Source organism: Limosilactobacillus reuteri subsp. reuteri, from assembly GCF_000016825.1.
Taxonomy (GTDB): domain Bacteria; phylum Bacillota; class Bacilli; order Lactobacillales; family Lactobacillaceae; genus Limosilactobacillus; species Limosilactobacillus reuteri.
In genome coordinates this window covers 645001-669984 of record NC_009513.1, presented here as the reverse complement: position 1 = coordinate 669984, position 24984 = coordinate 645001, and the positions used below count along the sequence as shown (strand labels likewise).

The following is a 24984-nucleotide window of genomic DNA, read 5'->3' as shown; positions in this document are numbered from 1 at the left end:
CAACTCCATAATAAAATACCAAGCAACAAGTGTCACTTGGTATTTTACACCGCTTAAAAATAATTGTCATTTACTGGATAACGAAAACCAGTTTTTTTAGAGATTATTATTCTTCTAAACCATCTTCTGCTGTTTCAGGGAAGTTTTCCCGAACAATAGCAGCACAGCGAGCACATAATTCAGGATATGCTGGATCACTGCCAACGTCTTCCTTGACCATACGACAACGAGCACAAGTTTCACCATTAGCGGTTGTAACCTTAACTGCTACCCCATCGTTGTATTGGTCAGCATCAGCAGGCGCTTCATCAGCTGGATGTACATGAAGAGCAGAAACCCCTAGCAATAATTGAATGTTTTCATTAAGACTATCAAGTAATTGCTTTTGGTCATCGGTTAAGTAAAGATCAACTTGAGCTTCAAGAGATTTACCGATTAGCTTAGCATTCCGTGCCTCTTCAAGACTCTTCAGAACATGTGAACGTACTTCCATAAAGTCATCCCACTTGCTCAATAGCTCTTCTTCACCAGCGAATGTCCGTGGATCTGGAATTTCAGTTAATTGAACAAAATCTTCCGGTTCATTCATGTAGCTCCATACTTCTTCTGTAGTGTGAGGAAGGATTGGTGTAAGAAGCTTAACAAGTGTCAAAAGGATATCATAGAAGACAGTTTGCATTGACCGCCGAACTTCTGAATTTTCAGCCTCAATATAGAGCACATCTTTAGCAATGTTCATGTAGAAAGCTGAAAGATCGTTGTTTACAAAATTGATCAATACCTTATAAGCATCAAGGAAGTCATAGTTATCAAAATCTTCCCGCATTGTCTTCAAGAAGTGGTTAAGTTTAACCAACATGTACTTGTCTACCGATTGTAACTTCTCATAAGAAACAGTATTTTCTTCAGGATTGAAGTCACTAGTATTAGCAAGTAAGAAGCGGAACGTATTTCTCAACTTACGATATGCTTCGGAAATCTGTTGGAATGTTCCCATCGATACACGAACATCAGCCGAAGTATCAGCACTCATTACCCATAACCGGATAATTTCCGCACCCATTTGTTGAACAACCTTATTTGGATCGATAACGTTACCTTGAGATTTACTCATCTTGTTACCGCGCTTATCAAGTGTGAACCCTTGAGAAACGATTTCCTTATATGGCGCATGTCCTGAACATACAACACTGGTAATCAAACTAGAGTTAAACCAACCACGGTATTGGTCAGACCCTTCAAGGTAAAGGTCCGCTGGGTATGTTAAGTAATCACGTTCAGCTAATACCCCTTGGTGTGATGAACCAGAATCAAACCATACGTCCATAATGTCAGTTTCCTTAGTGAACTTACCATTAGGAGAATGTTCATTAGTGTATCCTTCTGGCAAAAGATCTTTTGCTTCACGTTCAAACCAAACATTAGAACCATACTTAGCAAATAATTCTGCTACATGGTTGATTGTTTCTTCTTCCATGATTGGTGTGCCATCTTCAGCATAGAAGATTGGTAGAGGTACACCCCAAACACGTTGACGAGAAATTACCCAATCACCACGGTCTTTGATCATATTGCGAAGACGAACCTTTCCCCATTCTGGGTGATACTTAACGTCTTCTAAGGCATCTAAAATATTTTGGCGCATCTTTTCAATTGATACAAACCATTGATCAGTTGCCCGGAAGATGATTGGTTGCTTTGTCCGCCAATCAAATGGGTAACTGTGTTGCAATGGCTCTTGAAGAAGTAAAGCATTGTTTTCTTCTAGCTTTTGAAGAGATACATCATCAGCATCTTGGTAGAATACCCCTTCAAAGCCTTCACCGTTTTCCTTAGTTAAAACACCTTGATCATTGATTGGGGCAAAAATTGGCAAGTCATACTTTTTACCAAAGTTGTAATCATCATCCCCATATCCAGGAGCAGTGTGAACAAGGCCAGTACCAGCATCAGCAGTAACATAATCTGCTAAACCAACAAGAAGATCACGATCAAGGTATGGGTGTTGAGTAGTCATCCCTTCAAGTTCTTGACCCATTAAATGATCAACAACTTCATAATCTTCCCAACCAAGTTTTTCCGCTAATTTCTCAAGCAGATCTGTTGCAACAACAAATTTCCGGTCATCATTTGCTGGATTTACAACAGAGTAATCAAACTTTGGATTAACTGCAACTGCCTCAGAAGCAGGAACAGTCCATGGTGTTGTCGTCCATACAACTAAATATGTATCATTATCTAAACGGCCTTTGCCATCTTTAATTTGCTCTACGAAGAAGGCTGTTTTAGCAACAACATCATGATATTCAACTTCGGCTTCTGCTAAGGCTGATTCTGAAGACCATGACCAGTAAACTGGCTTCTTAGCTTGGTATAATAGACCTTTCTTAGCAAATTCGCCGAATACCCGAATTTGAGCAGCTTCAAATTCTTTATCAAGGGTAAGGTATGGATGATCCCATTCACCACTTACACCTAACCGCTTAAAGTCAGTCCGTTGCTTATCAACTTGCTTAAGGGCATATTCCCGACAAAGATCACGGAATTCAGTTAAGCTCATCTTCTTACGGTCGTAACCGGACTTAGTCAATTGGTGTTCAATTGGCAATCCGTGAGTATCCCAACCAGGAACATAAGGTGCTCGGTAGCCAGACATTGACTTATAGCGCACAATAAAATCTTTAGAAATCTTGTTCATAGCGTGGCCAATGTGAATATTACCGTTAGCATATGGAGGCCCATCATGTAAAACAAAAGTAGGCTTTCCTTCATTTAATTTTTGTCGTAGTTCATAAACTTTATTTTCTTCCCATAGCTGTTCCCGTTGTGCCTCAGTTACAGGTAACTTTCCGCGCATTGGAAATTTAGTACGGCCAAGGTTTAACGTATCTTTAACACGCATTGTAACTACCCCTTTCATTAATTCTTGTATTTTAATAATAAAAAAGCTTCCTCCCATTACTGGGACGAAGCTTCTTCGCGGTACCACCCGGATTTAAAACCTTAAGATTAAAGTTTCCTCATGTCATTAGATAACGATAATGAACCGCCTCATTCTAACTAACTCAAATGAGGTACTCCGAGATGATCAGGAATAGTTAAACATTATCAACCTCTCACCAATTGTTGACTCGCTTTAATGTTACGATAATTATTCCAATTCTCTTCAACGATTTTATTAAAATACGATCCTAGTGATTTACTTGTTATTATCAGGGAAAACGACAACAGTTTCAGGTGCATCTGCCCCTTTGTCATCGTTAACAGCTGTTGGTTGTGCAGGTGCACTCTCTTCTGGTTGTTCAGCAGAAGCAACTGGCTGTTCTGATTCAACAGGTTGTTCTTCACTAATAGCTGTTGCAGTTGATTCTACACTGGTTGCTGAACTGCTGTCAAGACGACTACCTAAAATTTTTTCAATTTCGTCATATTTACTCAAGTCATCATTTTCCAAAAGCTTGTCCCATTCATTACTCTTAATGACTTCTAATTGAGATTCAAGCATGACTTGAAGCCGTTGACGGAAGATCCGAGTCTGTTTACGAAGATCATTAGTTTCACTTGTTAACTTCTTAGTAGAATTAGCAGCGTCTTCAATTACTTGATTTGACTTATCATTAGCTTCCGAAACAATATCGGTTGCTTGCTTTTGCGCTTCACGAATCATAATATCTGCTTCACGCTTAGCATTATTTTTAACCTTATCAGCGGCCTCTTGAGCAACTAAAATTGACTTATTTAAAGAATCTTTCAAGTCAGCAAAGTACTTAATCTTGCTATCATTAGCCCGTACTTGCTCTTGTAAATTATTATTTTCAGTTATTAATTGTTGGACTGTTTGTGAAACTTCCTGAATAAATTCTTGAACTTCTTCAGGATTATAACCCCGCATCTTAGTATTAAATTGCTTATTGTTAATTTGATCAACCGTCAAACTCATGAGTAAATTCCTCCATTCAAATTACGCATTTACAACTGAAATGGTAATTCTTTCTTTATCTTTTTTTGTTTTCCCATTGGTCATATCGATTCTGAGGCGACCACCATGACGCACAGATATCAAATCATGAACCACAATTTGATAATCTGGACGATCAATCTCTTCCCAGTTTAATCGAACTTGACCATGCTCTATTAATTGCTTTGCCCGGTTTCGTGAATAATTAAAGCCTGCAGCTATCACAACATCTAACCGTAGTGATGAAACTGTTGTAACTATCGGTACCCATTCTTCTTTAGGTGTTACCACTGCTTCTGTTGCGATCGGAATCCATTTAACCTTAATTCGACCAACGTGCTCAACGTTTTTCCGTAAATACTCTGCCATTGGTTTCGTTACGATAACTTGCCAATGCGACCCGTCAGTTAAAATATCACCAAATGCATTCCGCTCCATCCCTTCACCAATCAATGTTCCCATAATTTGCCGATGGTGAAGTTCTGAAAACTTAACAGGATAGTTTATCTCTAAAGCCTGTAAAGCAAAGTCTTCTATAGAGGGTTCATAATAAGGCGGATAAATTAAAACTCGTTGCATTTCTGCGCCTTGCCAACCACCATACATTGTTATTTTAACATTGTTATTTCGATTAACAATCGTTTGGACAATAAAACGTTCACGCGGATTTAAAAAAGGAGTGAGGACAGGACGATATTGGCCTTCTGCAGTGGCTACCCAGTCATTTGCTTGGTCAATAAGGGTGGCTTCATCCGGACGAAAATGTTGTTTAATATTATCTTCGCTCAAATCTACTTCCTCTTAATATTAATTAAATGATTGCTGCTATTTGTGCTAATCCTGCTTGAACAAAATATAGTACAAGGATAGCGATCATCGGCGCAAAACTTATCCCACCAATTGGAGGAATAAAGTCAAACCAATGCATATAAGGTTCTACCAACCGATTGATAATATCACCGAGTCGTGAATTGCGTGCATTAGGAAACCATGACATAATGCACCACACAACTATTACTAAAATATAAGCATCAACTAATTGATTAAGAGCCCATAATAAAAATGCGATCATGTTAACTCCTTTTAGTGACTAAAATTTATCACCATCATTTTTTAGATTACTCGTTAAGCTACCTGAAATTTCATAGTTTTTAGGGGTACAGAGGAAAATTTCCTTTCCGATCCGTTTCATTTCACCATCAATTGCAAAAACGGTCCCATTCAAGAAATCTACTAACCGTGCTGCAACATTTGCATCCATTTGAGTGAAGTTAACGATTACTGCATGCCCTTCTAATAATTGAGACGCAATCTGCTTTACATCTGCATAAAGACGGGGCTCATATAAGGAAATCTGACTCATTTGGTTAAGACGCCCGCTATTAATTGAAACTACTTTATTACTTGTGTTTGCTGGCGTTGAAACTTGTTCACTTGTTTCATAGAGACCATCTTGTTCATCAATGTCTTCTTCACCAAATAGACTTTTTAAGAAATTTGCTGCCATTGTTTTAACCTCCTTAATAGTGCTAAACAGAAAAAGATGGATTAAAAATCCACCTTTTTGCTAGATTATTTACTTACGACGATTCTTGAAGAACGGTGGAGTCGATAAGTTAGTATCATCATTGTCATCCGTATTAGCCGCATCATCGTTAAATACGTTAAATTCTGGCTTAGTAACATGAGAAAATTCGTTATCAGAATTTCTTGATTGGTTACTTGTATCGGCTGTTGGATCATTCCAACCATCAAAAGGATCTCGTTGCTTTGGTTGTTCAACGGGTTGTTCTTCTTGTGGAATAGACCGAGTTACTCGTGGTGCCTCTTTTTCTGCTGGCTTTTGTTGTTGAATTTTCTTTTTCTTATCAATTCCAGTGGCAATTACAGTAACGCGAACTTCATCGCCCATTGATTCATTTAAGGACATACCAAATGAAATATCAACGTTAGTTCCAGCAGCTTGTTTAATCACATCTGATGCTTCTTGAGCTTCAAACATTGACAAGTCTTTACCACCAGTAATATCCATCAAGACATGTTGAGCCCCATCAATTGACACTTCAAGTAATGGAGAAGAAATAGCCTTCTTAGTTGCTTCAGTAGCACGGTTTTCACCAGTAGAAGCACCAACCCCCATTAAGGCAGAACCTTGATTAGACATCAATGTCTTAATATCAGCAAAGTCAAGGTTGATGTAACCTGGAGTAACAATTAAGTCTGAAATACCTTGCACACCTTGACGAAGAACATTATCAGCTTCTTTAAATGCTTCCATCATTGGCGTCTTCTTATCAATCATCTCTAATAAACGGTTATTAGCAACGATAATTAAAGTATCAACATTTGACTTTAACTTTTCAAGTCCTTCTGCAGCATAGCGTGCTCGACGAGGTCCTTCAAATGAGAACGGACGAGTCACAACACCAACAGTTAATGCTCCACTATCTTTAGCAAGTTTAGCTACAACTGGGGCTGCTCCAGTACCAGTTCCACCACCCATTCCGGCTGTAATGAAGACCATATCTGCGCCTTCAAGAGCTTTTTTAATTTGCTCTTCACTTTCTTGGGCAGCCTTTTCACCTACTTCTGGATTTGAACCAGCACCTAATCCTTTTGTCAATTTAGGTCCTAAGCGGATCTTAGTTGTTGCTTGAGAATTATTTAATGCTTGTAGGTCGGTGTTAGCAACAATAAAGTCAACACCTTGTACTTTTTCAGTGATCATTCGGTTGACGGCATTACCGCCAGCTCCACCAACACCAATTACTTTGATTTGCGCTTCCGCAAATTGGTTGTCGTTAGCGAACGTTTCATTATCCATAGCAGTATTCCTCCAAATTAGTCAAATAAATTATTAAAAATGTTTTTAAACCGATTACTTAGCCCGTTTTGCTTTTTCTTCTTTGGCGCTGGCTCTTCAGTAACTGGTTGCTGCTGTGCTTCTCGCTGTGAACGTTGTAATTTATCAGATTTTTCAGTCCATTGTTGACGTGGCTGATTAACAGTTTGTCCTTTTTCTTCATGAGGACTCTTAATCGTATCAATTCGTTGAACAGTTTGCTTAATTAATCGATCAATATCTGATAACTGATTTTCATACATCCCCAAAGCTAAACTAACCGCATAACGAGGGTGACGAATGCCCATTTGTTCTGGAACATTCACCTTAATATTACCAGTAAAGTACTGTTCAGCAAGTTCCTTAACTCCTGGCAGAGCAGCCACTCCACCAATCAAAACTACTCCTCCCGGTAATTCAGGGGCATGAATAGCCTTAAGTTTATCCTGAATACGATCAAAAATTTGCCGTACTCGTGCTTCAATTATTTCTGATAAATACTGCTCTGAATATTGGACAGGATCATTTTGGCCAACAACATCAACGTCAACTTGAACATCTTCATCGGCTAAGGATGCCATAGCATATCCATGATTTAGCTTAAGTTGCTCGGCGTTTTTTAATGATGTATTCATGACCGTAGAAATATCTTTAGTAATGTATTTTCCACCTTCAGGATCAACATAAGTATACTTTAATTGATGATCATGAATAATACTGGTTGTTGTTTGACCACCACCTAAATCAATAACAACAGTACCAAAATCTTGCTCTCCATCATTAAGGAGATTAAAGTCTGTTGCGATCGGCGTAATAACAAAATCTTTAATGTCATATCCCGCCTGTTGAACTGCCTTTTTTGTATTATGAATAATGGTCTTAGGTCCTGTATACAAGGTGGCCTTCATTTCTAAACGGACACCAACCATTCCACGGGGGTCCTTAATACCAGAAAAGCCATCAACAGTAAATTCTGTTGGAATTAAATCAATTATTTCCCGCTCGGGGGGAATACTTTGCGTCAACGCTTCACGAGCAACGTCAATTACGTCTTGGTTAACAATCTCTCTTGATTGTCCTCTTGTTGCAATCGTAATCATACCATGTACTCGTTGCATTTGTAAGTAATTTGCCGGTAAGCCAACTACAACACTTTGAATCTCTACGTTGGACTTTTCCTCGGCCTGTGCTACCGCCGCTGAAATTGCCTGGGCGGTTTTATCAATGTCGACAATAACTCCTCGGTTTAATCCTGCCGATCGTTCTACACCAACACCAATAACTTTCAACTGACCCTTAACACTTTCACACACCAGTGCCTTGATCGAGGTGGTTCCAATATCTAATCCAACGTATACTTCTGAATTATTCATTCTAAAAGGAACCCTCCTAAGACTATCATTAATTAAATTAATTGTATTTTTAACCTATACAAGAATTTTACCACAGATAAACAATGACAAAAAAGGGAATTATCAAGGTTTTTCACAAAATCATTTATCCTTAGATCCATAATCATAAGAATAAGCTCCGACTTGAAGATCTATAATTCCCTTATTTTTCATACTTGCTGCAATTGCAGGGTAATATCCCATTTTATCCCCGATAGTATTTAAGTCGCCATAAACTGTATTACCATCACGCATATAAATAATAACGCGATCTGGATAATCTTTAGTAGGTTGATAACTCACACTTGAAATACCATTTCTTATTGCTGGTTTCAACTTTCCTAACTGAGCGGCCGTTGTAGCAAGAACTTTTTTATGACCATCAAAACGTTTATAAGCAATACCATTATCAGCATTTTTTGTTCGCTGTAATTGGCCGTCAGCTAAGACAGCGTATGTATCATTATCCATCACCGCTGTTCCTAAAAGCGCATTTTCTTTTACAGATATTTGCAGAGACTGGGGACCGGTTACCTTGATCCTTAAATCTTTTATTTGAGGATTTTTGCGAATAGCTTGTTTAGTGAGTTGATGACGAGCAAGATAAACGCCCCAAATAAACCGTCCTGGATAAATATTTGTATTTTTTTCTACTTGTTCTTTAGTTAAATCATGATTACCAGTTACATGAAGCGTGGTAATTTTACTCAAGGGAGAAATAATATAAAGCATAAAGAGGAGAATAACACTGAATAATACAACTAATTTTAAGACTCGCTCGCCATTAGAAACATAGCGCTTAATCTTAATCCCGCGAATCTTATTACCAACATGAGTTTTCGAAGGCTTTCTTTGCTGTTGTCGCTGTTGAGCAGCAGCACTTCGCTTTTCTAATTCAGTTAGCCGCTGTGAATATTTATGATGCTCAATTGCTGATCTATCATCCAACATCTTTTCTCCTCCTTTCTAATCTATACTTTATTTTTCATGTTCGTCAATTGCCTTATGCAAGATCTTAATTAGTCTATCAGCAGCATCTGGCCGTCCCATCTTTTCAGCAGCATGAGCCATTTCTTTACGTACTTCTTCATCTTCCATAATCTTATCTGCTTGAGTCAGTAATGCCCGGGCATCTAATTTGTCTTCAGTAATCATTAGACCGGCATTATTCTTAACTAAAGCTTGAGCATTCTTTACTTGGTGGTTAGCGGTAACATACGGACTAGGAATTAGAATCGTAGGAACTCCGAGTGCTGTTACCTCAGCAATGGTGGTTGCACCTGCTCGCGATACCAAAGCCGCTACCCGAGGCATTTTAGCCGGCATATCTTTAATGTAAGGAACAACTTTAACATTATCAGCTGGTTTAATATTACCTTCTGCTAGTTGCTTCTTTACATCATCGTACCGTTTTTGACCAGTTGCAAAGATAACCTGATAAGGACGCTTATTGAACTCTGGAATAGCGTCGACAACTGTCTTATTGATTTTCGGTGCTCCTTGGCTTCCTCCAAAAATCATTAAAGTTGGAACATCATCTTTCAAGTCATATCTTGTCCATGAAAAGTCACTGTCTTTTTTAGCTGCTACCTGTTGAGCACGAGGATTACCTGCCATTGTAACTTTATCAGCGGGAAATTGACTGCGTGCAGCTTCAAATGCAATTGCAATTTGATCAACATAGCGACTTAAAAACTTGTTTGTTACGCCAACAACGCTATTCTGTTCATGAATTACGGTTGGGATATGTTTCTTTGCGGCAGCATATAGGACAGCTCCACTTACATATCCTCCCGTCCCTAAAACAACATCAGGCTTAAACTCACTAATAATTTTTTTAGCATGATGGACAGAGTTTAAAAAAAGATAGATTGTCTTAAAATTTTCAAGAGAAAGAGAACGCTTAAAGCCCTGCATATGCATTGTTTCAAGCTCAATTCCGGCATCCGGTACAATTTTATTTTCAAGGCCACGAGTTGTTCCAACATATAACACTTCAGTATCTGGCTCAACCTGCTTTAAGCGTTCGATTAATGCTAATGCCGGGTAGATATGACCACCAGTTCCACCACCTGATACCAATAACCGCATCTTACTGTTCCTTCTTTCCTGTTAATTCTTCAACTGCTTCAATAAATTTATCACCACGAACTTCAAAGCTCGGGAATTGGTCCCAACTAGCATTAGCAGGCGAGAGGAGAATGACATCTCCTGGTTCACTCAACTTCCATGCTTCTGGTACCGCAGTAATTGCATTTTCACTTTCAACTACTGGAACCCCAGCTTGATTTCCCGCATCCTTCATTTTATCTTTACATTCACCAAAAACAATCATTGCCTTGACGTGCTTCTTAAAGTAAGGAACCAACCGTTCAAAGGTATAACCACGATCAAGGCCACCTGCCAAAAGAATTACTGGACGATCAAAACCTTGTAAGGCAACCTCCGTGGCTTCAATATCTGTTGATTTTGAATCATTGTAGAAAAGCCGTTCTTGGTATTCCATCACATATTGTAAGCGGTGACGGACTCCACTAAATGTTGTTAAAACTTTCTTTATTGCATCATTTGTAACACCACTTAATTTTGCCGCTGCAATTGCTGCCAACGCATTTTCTACATTTTGGGGACCGATCAATCGAATATCCTTGGTTGGCATAACTTCTTGCCCACGCCAGTAAATCATTCCATCTTCTACATAAGATCCTTCATGACTCTTATTAAGACGAGAAAATGGCACAATGGTAGCTTGACTACGCTGGGCAATCTTCTGCCATTCATCACGATCCCAGTTAATAACTAAGAAATCATCCTTGGTTTGGTTCCGGGTAATATTAAGCTTTGCATTAATATAGTTTTCTCGTGTCTTATGATAGTCTAAATGGTTAGAAAAAATGTTAGTAATAATTGCAATATGCGGATGAATTGTCGGTGCTCCTAATAATTGGAAACTAGATAATTCTGTGACCAATGTGTCGTCTGGTCCTAAATCCTCAGCAATTTTACTAAAGGAAATTCCAATATTACCTGCATATTTTACTTGATGTTTTGCATTTTCAGCAATCATTAGTTGAGTTAAAGTCGTTGTGGTAGTCTTCCCATTACTTCCGGTTACACTTACAAGGTGACCATCAAAAATTTGCCATCCTAGTTCTGCTTCCGTAATAATGGGTGTCCCTTGCTTAACAAATGCAGCCACTAATGGATTATCATAAGGAATTCCAGGATTTTTTACTACAACATCGAAACCTTCATTAGCTAATGAAATGGGATTATCACCAGTAATTACCTTGATTCCATCAGCTTCTAAATCATCAACAATATCATTATTTTTAGGAGTTGCTTTATCATTAGCGGTAACATTTGCACCAAGTTTTACCAATAAGTGGGCTGCATTAATTCCGCTAATTCCGAAACCCATTACAAGAACTTTTTTACCTTGATATTCATCAATTTTTTTCATTTCTCTTTACTCCTAACCAACTAATAAGATTGTTGTAACAGCAATAATTGCAGCCACTAACCCTACAAGCCAAAACACAATATCAATTTTCCATTCACTCCACCCGCTCATTTCAAAATGATGGTGGATTGGGGTCATCTTAAAAATTCGTTTACCAGTTGTTTTGAATGAAGCCACTTGAAGAATGACACTAGCAGTTTCACAAACATAAACGATTCCAATTACTAATAATGACCATTCATGATGTAATAACAATGAAACAGCGGCTAAGGATGCTCCAATTGCTAAAGATCCCATATCACCCATAAAAATCTTAGCGGGCTTATGATTATAAGGGAAGAAACCTAGTAAAGTTCCGATCATTGCTAAACAGAAAAGAGCAATTTCCGGATAACCTGGTTGATTGAGATTTACCAACGCAATGATTAGATAAGCCGCAAAAGAAATAATGGAAAGGCCGCTTACCAAGCCATCAAGTCCATCAGTTAAATTAACAGCATTTGAAAAGCCGACGATCCAAAAAATAATAAACAAACCGTAAAGCCAACCAATTTGCGTTGTTCCAAAGCCCATTTGAAAACCTTCATGCTGGTAAATAACAGTAAAGACCATTGCTGCTAATACCTGGCATAGCGCCTTTTGCCATGGTTTAAAGCCTTCATTTTGATGGTGAAAGATTTTAATACTATCATCCCACATCCCAATTAAGCCATAAACAACCAGGACAAAGAGAAGTGCCCACAGCGTATTCGTAATCAATCCTTGCCAAGCAGCAACCCACAAAATCGTTACTACTGCAGAGAAGATGAATAATAATCCTCCCATTGTTGGCGTCCCAGCCTTTTTAGCATGCCAGGTAGGACCTTCTTTACGAATCTGCTGACCTTCTTTTTTTGCCCGAAAATATTTAATTAACGAGGGCATTAATAAAAACGTAATTAAGAATGAACTAAGAATAGTCAAAACTGCACTTAAGAAATTCATATTTACCTCCAATTAGTTTCTCTGCTAGTTTTTAGCTTCATATTGAACGGTTAAAGTCGTTCCACGCTTAATAGTTGTATCAGGGGAAATACTTTGCTGAGTAACATAGCCGTTTCCATTTTCTTTTACTTTTAGCTTAAGAACCTTAGCTAATTGTTGAACATCCGCAGAACTCCATCCAGAAATATCCGGCATTTTATACTCGCCACCAGTATCAAGAATAACATGTTGATCTGTTAACACTTGTTCGTCTGGAACTGCTGATTGTTGTTTAACTTTCTTGCCAGAACCTACAACAATTACCTGCATTCCTTTACCTGATAATTCTTTATTAGCTTCATCGCTTGCTTGACCAACAACATTAGGCATTGTAATAACCTTTTTCTTGGCCTTTTCTGCAACTTTTTGTTGGCTCAACAACATTTTCATTGTCGGATTAAAGACGCTGGCAATTTGTTTGGTTGCTGGTTTTTTAAGGTTTTGCGGTTGGCGAAGGGTAACATACATAATATACTTTGGGTTTTTAGCTGGTGCCATCCCGGCAAAGGAGTAAAGGTAGTTTGTATCACCAGTTGAATAACCATGAGCACCACCAATTTGTGCAGTTGCGGTCTTTCCAGCAATTCGGTAACCCTTAATTTGGTAATCGTGGCCAAGGCCCTTTTGGTCGTAAACAACGCCTTGCATGTAACCAAGGACCTTTTTCGCTGTCGATGCTTTTATTGGTTGTCCAACAACTTTAGGCTTGACCTTTTGAATCGTCTTTCCGCTATTACCATCTACAACTTTGCTAACAATGTAAGGCTTCATCATTTTACCATTATTGCCAATAGCACTGAACGCTTGCATCATCTGCATAACATTTACAGTAATTCCCTGTCCAAAAGCGGTATTTGCCTGAGCAAGAATCCCTTTGAATGAAGTATAACCATTAACCTCGTTACTCATTCCAATAACATTAACTTTTTTTAACAGGCCAAATCGTTTAATGTACTTCATCCATGTCTCTGCTCCCATGTCTTGTTCTACATGAGCAAACCCAACATTACTAGACATATCAAAAGCATCTTTATAGGAAATTGTTCCCCAGCCAGAACTTGACCAATCAGTGATTTTTCCGCCACCCATAGTCCATGTTCCCGAATTAAAGGTCGCATTAGGATTAAAATGTCCGGTATCAATAGCAGCAGCTAATGACAAAATTTTCATTACCGAACCTGGTTCATAAGCATCTTGAACTAACATATTCCGCCAAACAGGATTATTTTCTGCATGAAGAGTTGGCCGTTGCGTAGCGGCAATAATTTTACCTGTTTTAGCTTCCATTACAACTGCAGTCATTGCATTGGCGTTAGAACTTTTATAAACTTTATTAACTTTATTTTCGAGAAAATGTTGGGTTTGTGAATCAAGGGTAGTGTAGATATTATCACCGTTGATGGCTTTTTTAGTTACCTGCTTTGAATTAGCAATCTGGTATCCATAGACGTCCTGTTTATCTTTTCTCAACCCATTTATTCCCGTTAATTGTTTATTAAAGTAGCCTTCCAAGCCCAATTGGCCCACTAAATTAGTCTCTTCAGTTCCATTATCATTTTTAACTTTAGGAGTTGCCATCCCAATTATTTGAGAAGCAAATTCGCCTTCTGGATATTGACGTGCTGGAGTCGCAATAAAATTAATTCCTGGCAAGTGCCGATTCTTGATCTTCTGCATCGTTGAAACAGAAAGGTTGCTTCCAGCATTTCCAAATTCAACTTGGTAGGCTTGCCCCTTTGGTTTAAGGATCTTTTCAATTTGCTTTGGTGTCAGATCAATATACTGTGATAGTACCTTGGCAGTTTTTTTCCGATCTTTTACATATAATGGTTTACCATCAGAAGACTTTTGGGTTCGATCTAAAACAGCATAGAGGGTATATTTACTTGTATCAGTTGCCAAGGGGTTTCCTTCTGAATCATAAATATCACCCCGTCGCGCTTGAATAATTCGCTGCTGGGTATAAATTTGCTCCGCTTGTGACCGTAAGTTAACATGTTGAACATCTTTATTTATTGCGATATACGCAAAACGAACGATAAACAAGGTAAACAATCCAACCGTGATTAGAAAGAGCCATTTGCCAAAGGTCCCTCGGTTTTCTCTATGTCCCCTATTTTTCGTTCGTTGTGGCTTCTTATTCATTATTTATTAACGTTCCTTACATTTGAATTTTTATCTGATAATCCATATTTATGTGCTGCTGATTTCAAATGCGATTGAGTCGTCAATTCAGCGATTTCCTGCTGCAAACTTGTATTACTGCTTTTTGCCTTAGTAATTTGAGTTTGAGTATCCTGTAAGCGCCGTTGCTGATTATTAATACTAATTTTCGTAGAAAGTAAGCTAATCATCAAGCACAGTGTGATTAAACTTCCTACTGCTACTAAAGATCTTTCAAATTTTGACCATCTAACCGGACTTGGAGAAATCTTTGGTTGTTGATAAGTCTTTTTCCTTGGCGCTTGCTGCGGTTGCTGCTCTCCCGCCAGTTGCCTTGCCGCATTTGAAACCATAATTCTGTCACTTTCCTTCTCTAATTTTCTCGATTATCCTCAACTTGGCACTATGCGCACGATGATTTGCCGCTAATTCTTCATCACTAGCTACAATCGGCTTTTTATTAATTAATTTGAAGTTTGGTTCCATTCCCGCTGGTATTACTGGTAATCCCTGCGGTACATCCCCACTTAATGAAGTCTTTTCACGAAACATGGTCTTTACTAACCGATCTTCTAGGGATTGGAAGGTAATGACACTGATTCGTCCCCCAACATCTAACAAGTCTAATGCTTGTTCTAACGATTCCTCTAAAGCACCTAATTCGTCGTTAACTGCGATCCGAATAGCTTGAAAACTCTTTTTCGCTGGATGACCACCATGACGACGAGCTGCTGCCGGAATTCCTTCTTTAATCACATCAACTAATTCAAATGTCGTCTTTATTGGTGCTACCTTTCGGCGTTGTTCAATCTTTCTAGCAATTGACTTAGCAAACTTTTCTTCTCCATATCGGTAAAGAATCTTAACGAGACGTTCATATGGCCATTCGTTAACAACTTCCATTGCCGACAATTTTTGTTCCTGATTCATCCGCATGTCTAAGGGTGCGTCATGCTGATAGCTAAAACCTCTTTTAGCATCATCGAACTGTGGAGATGAAACACCTAAATCATATAAAATTCCATTAACATGTTTTACATTATAGCTATTCAATTCCGCTTTTAAGTTGCGGAAATTATCTTCAACTAATGTTAATTTTTGCTGTTCTATTGCAGTTTTCAAGTGTTCTTTATTGTAATCAATTGCCGTCTGATCTTGATCAAATGAATATAGGTGGCCATCGACGAGCTGTTGTAAAATAGCTTGCGTATGACCACCACCACCTAATGTTGCATCAACGTAGGTACCTGTTGGTTGCACATTTAATCCTGCTACGGCCTCCTTTAAAAGTACCGTTACATGTTTAAATTCTGCCATCAACTAAAACCTCCATTAAAAATCAATATTAAGATCTTCAGCAATCTCATCAAAATTATCAGCTGTTTCGCTTGTAAATTTATTCCACCGTTCAGCGCTCCAGATTTCTAAACGATTAGACACACCAACGATTACACACTTCTTTTCAAGTGAAGCATGAGTTCGTAATGTTATCGGAATATTAATCCGTCCTTGTTTATCAATTTCGCAATCTGTCGCAGCGGAATATAAAAAGCGTACAAATGCACGTGCATCACGCTTTGTTAATGGGAGCGCCTTTAGCTTTTGCTCTAAAATCGCCCATTCATTTAATGGATATCCAAACAAACATCCATCTAACCCCCGAGTAACAATGAAGTGTGCCCCCAATTGTTCTCGAAATTTGGCAGGAATAATTAGTCGGCCTTTGGAATCAATAGTGTGTGTAAATTCTCCCATTAACACGACTAATGTCCTCCTTTACCACGTTATAGGTCAAGTCTACCACAATCCCCCACTTCTCACCACGTAATTTTGTGAATTTTACCAAAAAGTAATAGACACAAAAAAGTGAGCGGAAGTGGGAAATAATCTCCTCGACAAGGCGTTGAACTAAGCTAGAACGCTGATTAGCGTTCGTACTTAGACTCGAGCCTTGTGATTATTTTCCACGTTATCTTGATATTGTTCGTGAAAACAGTTGAGGCTGAGAGAAAACTTTGTTTTCTCCCAGCCTCAATTCACTTAATATTTTTATATCAACGGTAACCATGGTGAAATAATTAAGCTACCAATATATATAGTTAAAGCATAATATGCCGAATACCGCCAAAATACTGGCCAGTAACGGCGATAAATGAATTCATGATTGTGAATAATTTGTAAAGCAATTAATAACAGAGCTAGAATCATCCATAAGGCAATAGGATAAGCTGGCCAATAAAATCCAATATTAAAGATTATCAGAATCCATAAAATAATTGTCCATCCCCACCATAAATGCTTTGTTTTTTTAGGATGATGAAATATTCGTACTAATAATCGTTCTACTATCCCAATCACTAATAATAAAATAATCTCTAAAATTATAACTTGAATACTAACCATCAACCTTTTCAGTCCCCTTCTCTTCAAATAAGTAATTTAAGTTTAACATAAACTAAAACTAGATTTGAAAAAGGCATTAAAGATGCGTTACACTACTATTATTGATAAAAATGGAAGGATGGTTAATAATGCAGCGAAAAAAGAAAACTCGTTTCCAAAAAATTACCATGGTTGCTATTTGGCTCATGTTAATTGCAATGCTTGGTTCTTTAATTTTTGGAGCAGTTGCATCCTTAAACTTAATTTAGCCTATTAAACATCCATGTAGTCGGAATAAAAAAGATCGGAGAAAAATCTCTCCGGTCTTTTTTATTCCTCACTTTTTTGCTTATAAACTTCACGTGGTTTCGATCCATTAGCTGGTCCGATAAATCCACGCTGTTCCATATCATCAATAATTCTTGCTGCACGATTATAGCCAATTCTAAAACGACGCTGAATTAGCGAAGTTGATGCCTTTTGTTGATCAACCACAAAATCTAATGCTTCGGGGAACAATTCATCTTCCTCCTCAGCTTGTTCTTCTTGCTCGATTTCATTATCAGTTACAACCATATTATCGTCATACTCAGCCGCTCGCTCGTTTTTTATAAAGTCTACTACTGATTCAACATCATGATCAGAAATAAATGCGCCTTGAATCCGGACTGGCTTATTTTGATCAATTGGTTCAAATAACATATCACCTCGACCAAGGAGCTTTTCTGCCCCATTAGTATCGATAATAGTTCGCGAATCAACCCCACTAGAAACCGCAAAGGCAATTCGAGAAGGAACGTTAGCCTTAATAAGCCCTGTAATAACATCGACAGAAGGACGCTGAGTTGCCAAAATCATATGAATACCAGCAGCCCGCCCCATTTGTGCAATTCGGACAATTGCATCTTCAACATCATGAGAAACAGTCATCATTAAGTCGGCTAATTCATCAACAATAACTAAAATTAATGGTAGGTTAGCTTGAACTTCATCAGGATGGTCATCATTTTGTTGTTTGACCAACTTATTATACCCATCCAGGTTACGAACACCGAATTTTGCAAACAATTCATAACGGCGCTCCATTTCTGCAACAACTTTTCCTAATGCCCGAGCTGCCTTTTTGGGTTCAGAAACTACCGGACTGAGCAGATGGGGAATACCATTATAAACACTTAATTCGACTTTTTTAGGATCAATCATTAACATTTTTACTTGATGCGGTTTAGCTTTTAATAAAATGCTTGTAATGATAACGTTGATTGCAACAGACTTACCACTACCCGTTGCCCCAGCGATAAGAAGGTGTGGCATCTTAGTTAGATCGGCCATTTTGATATCCCCAGTTACACTGCGACCCAGCGGAACTTCCATTGGATTATCATTACTAGGAGCATTTTCGACCATATCGCGAAAACCAACTGTTGCAATTTGCTGGTTCGGAACTTCAATCCCAATTAATGATTTCCCCGGGATTGGCGCTTCAATCCGGATATCTTTAGCCGCAAGGGCAAGGGCTAAATCATCAGCCAAATGGGTTATTCGGCTGACTTTTACTCCTACTGCTGGGCGTAACTCATACTTGGTAACGGAAGGACCCAAATTAACATTTTCAACTGTTGCATCCACACCAAAAGATTTTAGGGTTTGCTGAAGTGTTTTGGTGTTCTTTTTGATATTATTCAAATCTTCCTGCTGATCTGTTGCTTTTACTTGACTTAGCAGGCTGACTGGCGGCAATTGATAATCATTATCTTCTTTAGCATCAATTCCTGCAAGTTTAATTTCCGTATCGTCATGTTGTTTCGAAGTCTGCTCATCTTGGGTACCGCTATGAGTTCCTTCCACTTGACTTTCACTTGCGACCCTAATAGTTGGTTCAACAGGATCTTGAATAGGCATCGCTGGAGAAACCGGCGGCGTTGACGTTGGCTCTGCTGATTCTTGGTCAGCAAAAAAATCTTTAACCTGCCTTGATGCTTTAGCAAGGGGCACGCTAATTGATGGTACCGTAGTTGTCTTGGTTGCTCTCTCCGTTCTCTTTTTCATTAATTGATCGTGAGCATTAGCCATTGCTGCTCCAGATTTTTTAATGCCAATCCCACATTTTACTAGAAATTCGCGCCACGGTAATGCAAAAAAGACAATAATTCCGATAATCATTAATAACCATGATAATACCGCTGTTCCAACCTCTGAAATTAAAATATTACTTCCATTATATAGGTAAGCACCAATCATCCCTCCACCAACCGGAACAGTCGAATCACCATTAAAAATGACCTTACTAAGACTATTCCAAGTAGTTTCGATTACCTTTGCATGAAGATTCAGACGCTGAAACATTACTGTCTGAAGCCACATTAATAAACCAATATAGGCAATAATAGTTCCTGCAATCCAACGTTTTTTGAAATGCGGACGATGCCCATACAATGCAAAACATAATCCATAAAGAAAAACAATAATCATCGCAATCGGAAAGGATGACCCTACAAAAATCTTAAAACAGTTATCGAGAAAGGTTCCTAATACTCCTAAATTAAATAAGCCAACTAACATTAAAAGGCAAACAATTATTCCTAATAGATTATCCATTAATCGATACTGTTGTTTTTTCCCTCTTGTCCGGCGGGATGATGCCTTTTTTCTTCTCGCCATCGCATTATTGCCTCCTTAAGGTTACTTTAATTTATCAAATTCATATTTATGAACGCGTGCTAAATTAGGAAAATTCTGTTGCCGCAATGCCTCATAAATAACAATCGCTGCACTGTTTGATAAATTTAGGGCCCGAATATTATTGTCATTTTGAGGAATCCGGATAGCATTTTCTGGATATTTTTGCATAAAACGTTCGGGCAAGCCAGTTGTTTCTTTTCCAAATAGGAAATAATGATCTCCTTCACCCGTATAATCAACATCACTATAATCATGGGTAGCAAACTTAGAAACAATATATAAACGGTTAATATCAGGAATAGTTTTCATAAATGAAGGTAAATCCTCATGATACGTGATCTTTACTTTATCCCAGTAGTCTAATCCAGCCCGTTTCATATGCTTATCATCAGTTGAAAATCCTAATGGCTTGATTAAATGTAATTCAGTATTTGTCCCCGCACAAGTTCGTGCAATATTTCCCGTATTCGCTGGAAATAATGGTTCAAACAAGACAATATGGTTTGTCATAATAAAATCTCCTTAATAAAATAAAAAAAGCAGGGTCTCGGTGTGGGCACGGCGAAACGCTGCTTTAATGAAGTACTCCTTGATAATTACCAACGAAACACTTATATTCGATGTCAATTATCAAACGATTTCTTATAATAATTTAGCACTAATTTAGTAATGTTGCAATAATTAATTAGCTTTTTTCGCAATTAATAAGCTTACATCCACCGTAATTGTTTTTAATTGGGTTAATTCTTCTTTAGATAATCTTTTAGCGTTTGCTCCCCAGTGTAAAGGCGTCATTTCCAGCATCGCTTGTTGTAAGCCATCTGGAATTCTAAATTGGTAGGTTACTGTTTCAACTTTACTATGAGGATAATGTTGTTTAAATAACTCGATTACTCGTGAATTATCATAGTGGTAATTACGTTCTCCTGTTTCATATAAGAGGTGACGTAATTCGACTAAGTAGTTAGCGTTAGGAATTACCTTAATAAGGGTCCCATCTTTTGTTAGAACCCGTTTAAACTCTTGATAATCAGATGGAGAAAACAACTCTAATATACAATCAAAACTCTCATCATTAAAAGGTAATTTACGTAAATCAGCTACACAAAAAAATGCCTTTAACGGTAACTGAGTAGCAAGCGTTATCCCTGGTTTCGAAATATCAAAGCCAATCATCGTATCATTACAATTAGCACGGATTGTTTCTAATTGTAATAATGGTGTTCCTTCCCCAGTCCCTACATCTAAGATCCTTAAAGATTTTGAAGGCAAGAATTTACCGATATTTTCAATAATTGGCTTAAATAGTCCTGCATTTAATAGCTGACGACGAGATTCAAACATTGAGCGATCATATTCAGTATTAGCCGCTCCATTAAGAAAGTGAAGATAACCATGCCGATTAAAGTCAAAGCGATGACTATTTCCACAAATAATACTGTTTCCTTCGATTCTCTCCATTGGCTGTTCACAAACAGGACATTGAAAAAGGGCAAGATTATTTTTTACCATTTCTCGTTGACGTTCAACTTTTTTCAACTTTTCTCCTCCATTAACAACTAAAAATTACTAATAACAGTGTATCACAGCTAGAATTACGATGAGCAAATTGCTATTATATAGGTAAGCATTTTCAAAAAGGAGGAAATTGCCTTGATTGAACAATTTCTAATTGGAACTTATACTAAAAAAGCAAGTAAAGGGATCTATAAAGTTACCCTCGATACTGCCCAAGAAAAAATAACGAATGTTGAACTAGCAATTCCATCTCAAAAGCCAGCTTACTTACAAGTTGGTCAAGATGATCGGATCTACGCAATTAAACAAGTAGATGATAAGGGAGGAGTTGCCTCTTATTCATTAAGCGACGACAATGCTAAGATGTTAAGCGATGTTTTAGCTGCCGGTGCCCCTCCTGCATATGTTGGCGTTGATAACAAACGGCATTTATTATTCAGCGCTAATTATCATACAGCAAAAATAGATGTTTTTAAGATCAACGAAGATGGAACGTTGACACAAACTGATTCTGTCCTTCATGAAGGAGCAACTGGTCCTGAACCTGAACAAGAGGCTCCACATGTTCATTATGCCGATCTAACTCCTGACAATCGTCTAGTTGTATGTGACTTAGGAATGGATCTTGTTGTGGTTTACGATGTCTCTGATGATGGTAAATTAACTGCTGTCTCTCGCTACAAGTGTGAAGATGGCTTTGGTACCCGTCATATAGCTTTCCATCCAAATGGTAATTATGCTTATCTTTTAGGTGAACTAAGCAGTAAACTAGAAGTACTCAAGTATAATAGTAACGATGCATCATTTAAGCACCTTCAAACGCTCAAAACAATTCCTGAAGACTGGACAGCTCACAATGGAGCAGCTGCTATCCGGATCTCAAATGATGGTAAATTTGTCTATACTTCAAATCGTGGTGAAAACACCATTGCCGTCTTTGAAGTCCAACCAGATTTTACCGTTAAACATATTCAATCAATTTCAACTGAAGGAGATTTTCCACGCGATTTCAATCTAAATCAAGATGAAAATTATCTTTTAGCTTCAAATCAGAACTCTGATAACCTTACGCTTTATAAACGAAATCCATCAACTGGTAAGTTAACTCTTCTTCAAAAAGATGTTAGTTGTCCAGAACCAGTGTGTGTAATGAAGTGGAAATAAGCTAAATATCAACAGCGAGAGCAAGATAGAAATTACTTATAATTTTGTTTTTCGCCGCGAAGTTAACCTCTGAAACAACAATGACCTTCAACGTTCGGTAAAATGAACTGGGCCCTGTCTGTCAATTAGGCAATAAATTATACAAAGTTTCTTAGGCAGCTTAATGCCGGTATTGTACCGGTGTTAAGCTGCCTAATTTTTCTTGATAACGTTTGTGGTTCTAGAAGAGGTCTGTCTTACCACAAATAAGGTAAACGTGCTCCGGTGCGTGCCAATTAATGAGCATAGCGAATTACCACTTTAGCTATATCGGCCGCAAGGCTGAGATTAGATCGTAAGCAGTCAATAACAGTACGTCTAGCTCTAGCTACCCCGGATCTTCTATACTGAGACTATCATCAGTAAGGAGATTTTTTATTTATGACAGAACAAAATGAAATTATTACCCCAGTTTTCAAAAACAGGCCAAGTAATTTACAAAAGCATTCTTTTACGGCACGCCCTGCCGTAAAAATTAATGTGAATGAAGTCGAATTAACGATTTTCAAGGGGACTAATTCTGTTTTAGCTTCGGATATCGTTAAAGTGGTTATTCGTTATGCTCGTTAATTGGCATGACCCAGATCATATCTATTTAGTCTGTGGAAAAACAGACATGCGAAAAGGTATTGATGGGCTCGCAATGGTAATCGCTGAGAACTATGGATTAGAATTATATAATAATTCGCTTTTCTTATTTTGCGGCGGACGTAATGATCGCTTTAAAGGATTGTTTTGGGATGGCGAGGGCTTTATTATGCTCTATAAACGGTTTGAAAATGGCCACCTTAGTTGGCCGAGAAACAGTAATGAAGCCAAAGAATTATCTGCTCAACAGCTCGACTGGTTATTGCAAGGACTGAACCCATTACCAATTCGTAAAATTCAAGCTGTTCGACCGGGAAGTTTTTATTGAGTTACCTCTATTTAAAAGAAGAATTCTTTGATATAATTACCAAAGAATAATTCAAAGGAGGTGACGTACCATGAAGCAAACAGCGGAAGAACAAATCAAAGAACTTAAACAGCAATTAGCTATGGCCAATGAAAAGATTGCTCAATTAACAGCTATTATCAAACTTCAAAAGAACCAAATATTTTGGAAAAAAACTGAAGTAATGGAGCCCGTCGTTGATGGACAACAATCCTTATTTAGTGAGCAAGAAATGGATCAACTTCAAGATCCTGATATTTCAGTCACGGAAGTGACTGAAAAGAAAATAAAGCAAGTGGTGCGTCACCGGAAAGCAAAACAATCTGGTCAGCGGACCACTTTTTTAGATGGTTTACCACAGGTTGAAGAAGTTATTCCATTAAAAGATACTAACTGCCCACACTGTCATCAACTAATGAAAAAAGTGGGTCAACATGTATATAGTAGAGAAGCACGGTTAAAACCAGCTGAATTATATTGTGTGAATTTGATTCAAGAAACTTATAAATGTAATGAGTGTATTAATTCTAATGGTAGCGATGTACTTGTCAGTAGTAAGATGCCACAGAGTCTTTTACCCCATAGTTACTTTTCGAGTACTATAAGTAGCAGAGTTGAAGTTTAATCTTGCTTTACCGTTTCATCGTCAAATTAAGTTTTGGCAAGCCGTCGGCTTACGAGTTGATGCTCGATTATTGGCGACTAACATCATTAAGGTTAGTCAAACCTACCTTGAACCGTTGTATGATTATTTACAGGAATTAATCAGAAAAGAATCGGTAATTCATATGGATGAAACTCCATTCAAGGTAATTGATGAGCCTAATGAAACTGGCTACTTTTGGGTAACGCGATCAACAAAAGAATTCAGTAAGCATCAAATTATCATGTTTCATTACTATAATACCCGCGCGGGTAAAACCATTGGTCAAATTATCGGTCATCAATATCGTGGAATTATTATGTGTGACGGTTATGGTGGATATAGTGATCGATTATATCCCCAGGCAAAATTTGGGTCATGTTTAGTTCATATTCGACGTGAATTTTATCACATTACATGTTTATTGAATAAGGAGCAATTGAAGAACTCCAAAGCATACCGAGTTTTACAGCTAATGCGACCGATCTTTCATGAAGAGAAACAATTAACATATTCCAATCATAAGGAAAAACTAGTGCAACGTCGGTTGCACGTGAAGCCTTTGATGGATAAGTTATATACTTATTTAGAAAATATCAGTTTTCCTCAAGGACGGTTGAAAGCTGCCATTAATAATGCTTTGAAACTAAGAAAGCGAGTATATCAAATATTTGAAGATGGTCGAGTGCCGTTAACGAATAATCCGGTTGAACAAGCGATTCGTCCATCAACTCTTATTCGAAAGAATAGCTTATTTGCGAAAAGCTCTGCTGGAGCTCAGG

General features: G+C 38.0%; 23 protein-coding genes, 2 pseudogenes and 1 other annotated feature (1 of these 26 only partly in view). Of the genes and pseudogenes, 5 read left to right on the top strand and 20 right to left on the bottom strand.

The genetic code is table 11. The annotated features are described in order from the left end of the window. Positions 1–106 precede the first annotated feature (106 nt). From ileS to LREU_RS03170, 16 genes are all read right to left on the bottom strand, one after another. Positions 107–2902, bottom strand: a complete 2796-nt coding sequence (gene ileS / locus LREU_RS03245) for an isoleucine--tRNA ligase (protein ID WP_012390521.1) — start codon at positions 2900–2902, stop codon at positions 107–109. Positions 2903–2959: 57 nt separating this feature from the next. Then, positions 2960–3179: a binding site (T-box leader), on the bottom strand. Positions 3180–3199: 20 nt separating this feature from the next. Continuing rightward, positions 3200–3940 (bottom strand): DivIVA domain-containing protein, encoded by a 741-nt coding sequence (locus tag LREU_RS03240; protein ID WP_003668313.1) that lies wholly within the window; start codon positions 3938–3940, stop codon positions 3200–3202. A 21-nt stretch (positions 3941–3961) separates the two neighbouring features. Further along, the gene (locus LREU_RS03235) at positions 3962–4747 is read right to left on the bottom strand and encodes a YlmH family RNA-binding protein (protein WP_003668314.1); all 786 of its coding nucleotides are present in this window, start codon (positions 4745–4747) and stop codon (positions 3962–3964) included. 22 nt (positions 4748–4769) lie between these two features. Continuing rightward, positions 4770–5030 (bottom strand): YggT family protein, encoded by a 261-nt coding sequence (locus LREU_RS03230; protein ID WP_003668315.1) that lies wholly within the window; start codon positions 5028–5030, stop codon positions 4770–4772. A gap of 18 nt (positions 5031–5048) precedes the next feature. Beyond that, positions 5049–5465 (bottom strand): cell division protein SepF, encoded by a 417-nt coding sequence (locus tag LREU_RS03225; RefSeq protein ID WP_003668316.1) that lies wholly within the window; start codon positions 5463–5465, stop codon positions 5049–5051. Positions 5466–5534: 69 nt separating this feature from the next. Then, entirely contained in the window at positions 5535–6782 is a 1248-nt protein-coding gene (gene ftsZ / locus LREU_RS03220) for a cell division protein FtsZ (protein ID WP_003666768.1), read from the bottom strand. Between the two features lie 17 nt (positions 6783–6799). After that, positions 6800–8173 carry a cell division protein FtsA gene (gene ftsA, locus LREU_RS03215; protein WP_003668317.1) on the bottom strand — a complete coding sequence of 458 codons (1374 nt, stop codon included), beginning with the start codon at positions 8171–8173 and terminating at the stop codon, positions 6800–6802. Between the two features lie 120 nt (positions 8174–8293). Beyond that, positions 8294–9142 (bottom strand): cell division protein FtsQ/DivIB, encoded by an 849-nt coding sequence (locus LREU_RS03210; protein WP_003668319.1) that lies wholly within the window; start codon positions 9140–9142, stop codon positions 8294–8296. A gap of 27 nt (positions 9143–9169) precedes the next feature. Next, the gene (gene murG, locus LREU_RS03205; protein WP_003668321.1) at positions 9170–10282 is read right to left on the bottom strand and encodes an undecaprenyldiphospho-muramoylpentapeptide beta-N-acetylglucosaminyltransferase; all 1113 of its coding nucleotides are present in this window, start codon (positions 10280–10282) and stop codon (positions 9170–9172) included. Between the two features lies 1 nt (position 10283). Then, positions 10284–11654, bottom strand: a complete 1371-nt coding sequence (murD, locus tag LREU_RS03200) for a UDP-N-acetylmuramoyl-L-alanine--D-glutamate ligase (RefSeq protein WP_003668324.1) — start codon at positions 11652–11654, stop codon at positions 10284–10286. A gap of 12 nt (positions 11655–11666) precedes the next feature. Next, entirely contained in the window at positions 11667–12638 is a 972-nt protein-coding gene (gene mraY, locus LREU_RS03195) for a phospho-N-acetylmuramoyl-pentapeptide-transferase (RefSeq protein ID WP_003666758.1), read from the bottom strand. 24 nt (positions 12639–12662) lie between these two features. Next, positions 12663–14822 carry a penicillin-binding protein gene (locus LREU_RS03190; RefSeq protein ID WP_003668326.1) on the bottom strand — a complete coding sequence of 720 codons (2160 nt, stop codon included), beginning with the start codon at positions 14820–14822 and terminating at the stop codon, positions 12663–12665. Further along, positions 14822–15193: a cell division protein FtsL gene (gene ftsL, locus LREU_RS03185; protein ID WP_003666755.1), complete on the bottom strand. Its 372-nt coding sequence runs from the start codon at positions 15191–15193 to the stop codon at positions 14822–14824. The genes LREU_RS03190 and ftsL overlap by 1 nt, the downstream gene beginning before the upstream one ends. Positions 15194–15200: 7 nt before the next feature. Further along, positions 15201–16157 carry a 16S rRNA (cytosine(1402)-N(4))-methyltransferase RsmH gene (gene rsmH / locus LREU_RS03180; protein WP_003668328.1) on the bottom strand — a complete coding sequence of 319 codons (957 nt, stop codon included), beginning with the start codon at positions 16155–16157 and terminating at the stop codon, positions 15201–15203. 15 nt (positions 16158–16172) lie between these two features. Further along, positions 16173–16601, bottom strand: coding sequence for a division/cell wall cluster transcriptional repressor MraZ (gene mraZ, locus LREU_RS03175; protein WP_003666752.1), 429 nt, complete (start codon positions 16599–16601; stop codon positions 16173–16175). Between the two features lie 288 nt (positions 16602–16889). Continuing rightward, the gene (locus LREU_RS03170; RefSeq protein WP_003668329.1) at positions 16890–17243 is read right to left on the bottom strand and encodes a hypothetical protein; all 354 of its coding nucleotides are present in this window, start codon (positions 17241–17243) and stop codon (positions 16890–16892) included. 128 nt (positions 17244–17371) lie between these two features. Between LREU_RS03170 and LREU_RS10180 the strand changes: the two genes are divergently transcribed. Continuing rightward, positions 17372–17491, top strand: a complete 120-nt coding sequence (locus tag LREU_RS10180; RefSeq protein ID WP_003666746.1) for a DUF4044 domain-containing protein — start codon at positions 17372–17374, stop codon at positions 17489–17491. A 61-nt stretch (positions 17492–17552) separates the two neighbouring features. On the opposite strand, the gene LREU_RS03165 is transcribed toward LREU_RS10180, so the two are convergent. From LREU_RS03165 to LREU_RS03155, 3 genes are all read right to left on the bottom strand, one after another. Further along, positions 17553–19883: a DNA translocase FtsK gene (locus LREU_RS03165; protein WP_003668332.1), complete on the bottom strand. Its 2331-nt coding sequence runs from the start codon at positions 19881–19883 to the stop codon at positions 17553–17555. 21 nt (positions 19884–19904) lie between these two features. Next, positions 19905–20414, bottom strand: coding sequence for a tRNA (uridine(34)/cytosine(34)/5-carboxymethylaminomethyluridine(34)-2'-O)-methyltransferase TrmL (trmL, locus tag LREU_RS03160; protein WP_003668333.1), 510 nt, complete (start codon positions 20412–20414; stop codon positions 19905–19907). A gap of 171 nt (positions 20415–20585) precedes the next feature. Further along, entirely contained in the window at positions 20586–21443 is an 858-nt protein-coding gene (locus LREU_RS03155; RefSeq protein WP_003668335.1) for a methyltransferase domain-containing protein, read from the bottom strand. 114 nt (positions 21444–21557) lie between these two features. Between LREU_RS03155 and LREU_RS03150 the strand changes: the two genes are divergently transcribed. After that, entirely contained in the window at positions 21558–22586 is a 1029-nt protein-coding gene (locus LREU_RS03150) for a lactonase family protein (protein ID WP_003668337.1), read from the top strand. A gap of 160 nt (positions 22587–22746) precedes the next feature. On the opposite strand, the pseudogene LREU_RS10695 reads toward LREU_RS03150, so the two are convergent. Beyond that, positions 22747–22806, bottom strand: a pseudogene (locus LREU_RS10695) (IS3 family transposase); the annotation flags it as partial. 200 nt (positions 22807–23006) lie between these two features. On the opposite strand from LREU_RS10695, the gene LREU_RS03145 reads away from it, so the two are divergent. From LREU_RS03145 to tnpC, 3 genes and pseudogenes are all read left to right on the top strand, one after another. Beyond that, entirely contained in the window at positions 23007–23195 is a 189-nt protein-coding gene (locus LREU_RS03145; protein ID WP_003668338.1) for a hypothetical protein, read from the top strand. Beyond that, positions 23185–23541, top strand: a complete 357-nt coding sequence (tnpB, locus tag LREU_RS03140; protein WP_003668340.1) for an IS66 family insertion sequence element accessory protein TnpB — start codon at positions 23185–23187, stop codon at positions 23539–23541. The genes LREU_RS03145 and tnpB overlap by 11 nt, the downstream gene beginning before the upstream one ends. A 70-nt stretch (positions 23542–23611) precedes the next feature. Next, a pseudogene (tnpC, locus tag LREU_RS10670) lies at positions 23612–24984 on the top strand (IS66 family transposase); it runs 164 nt beyond the window's last position.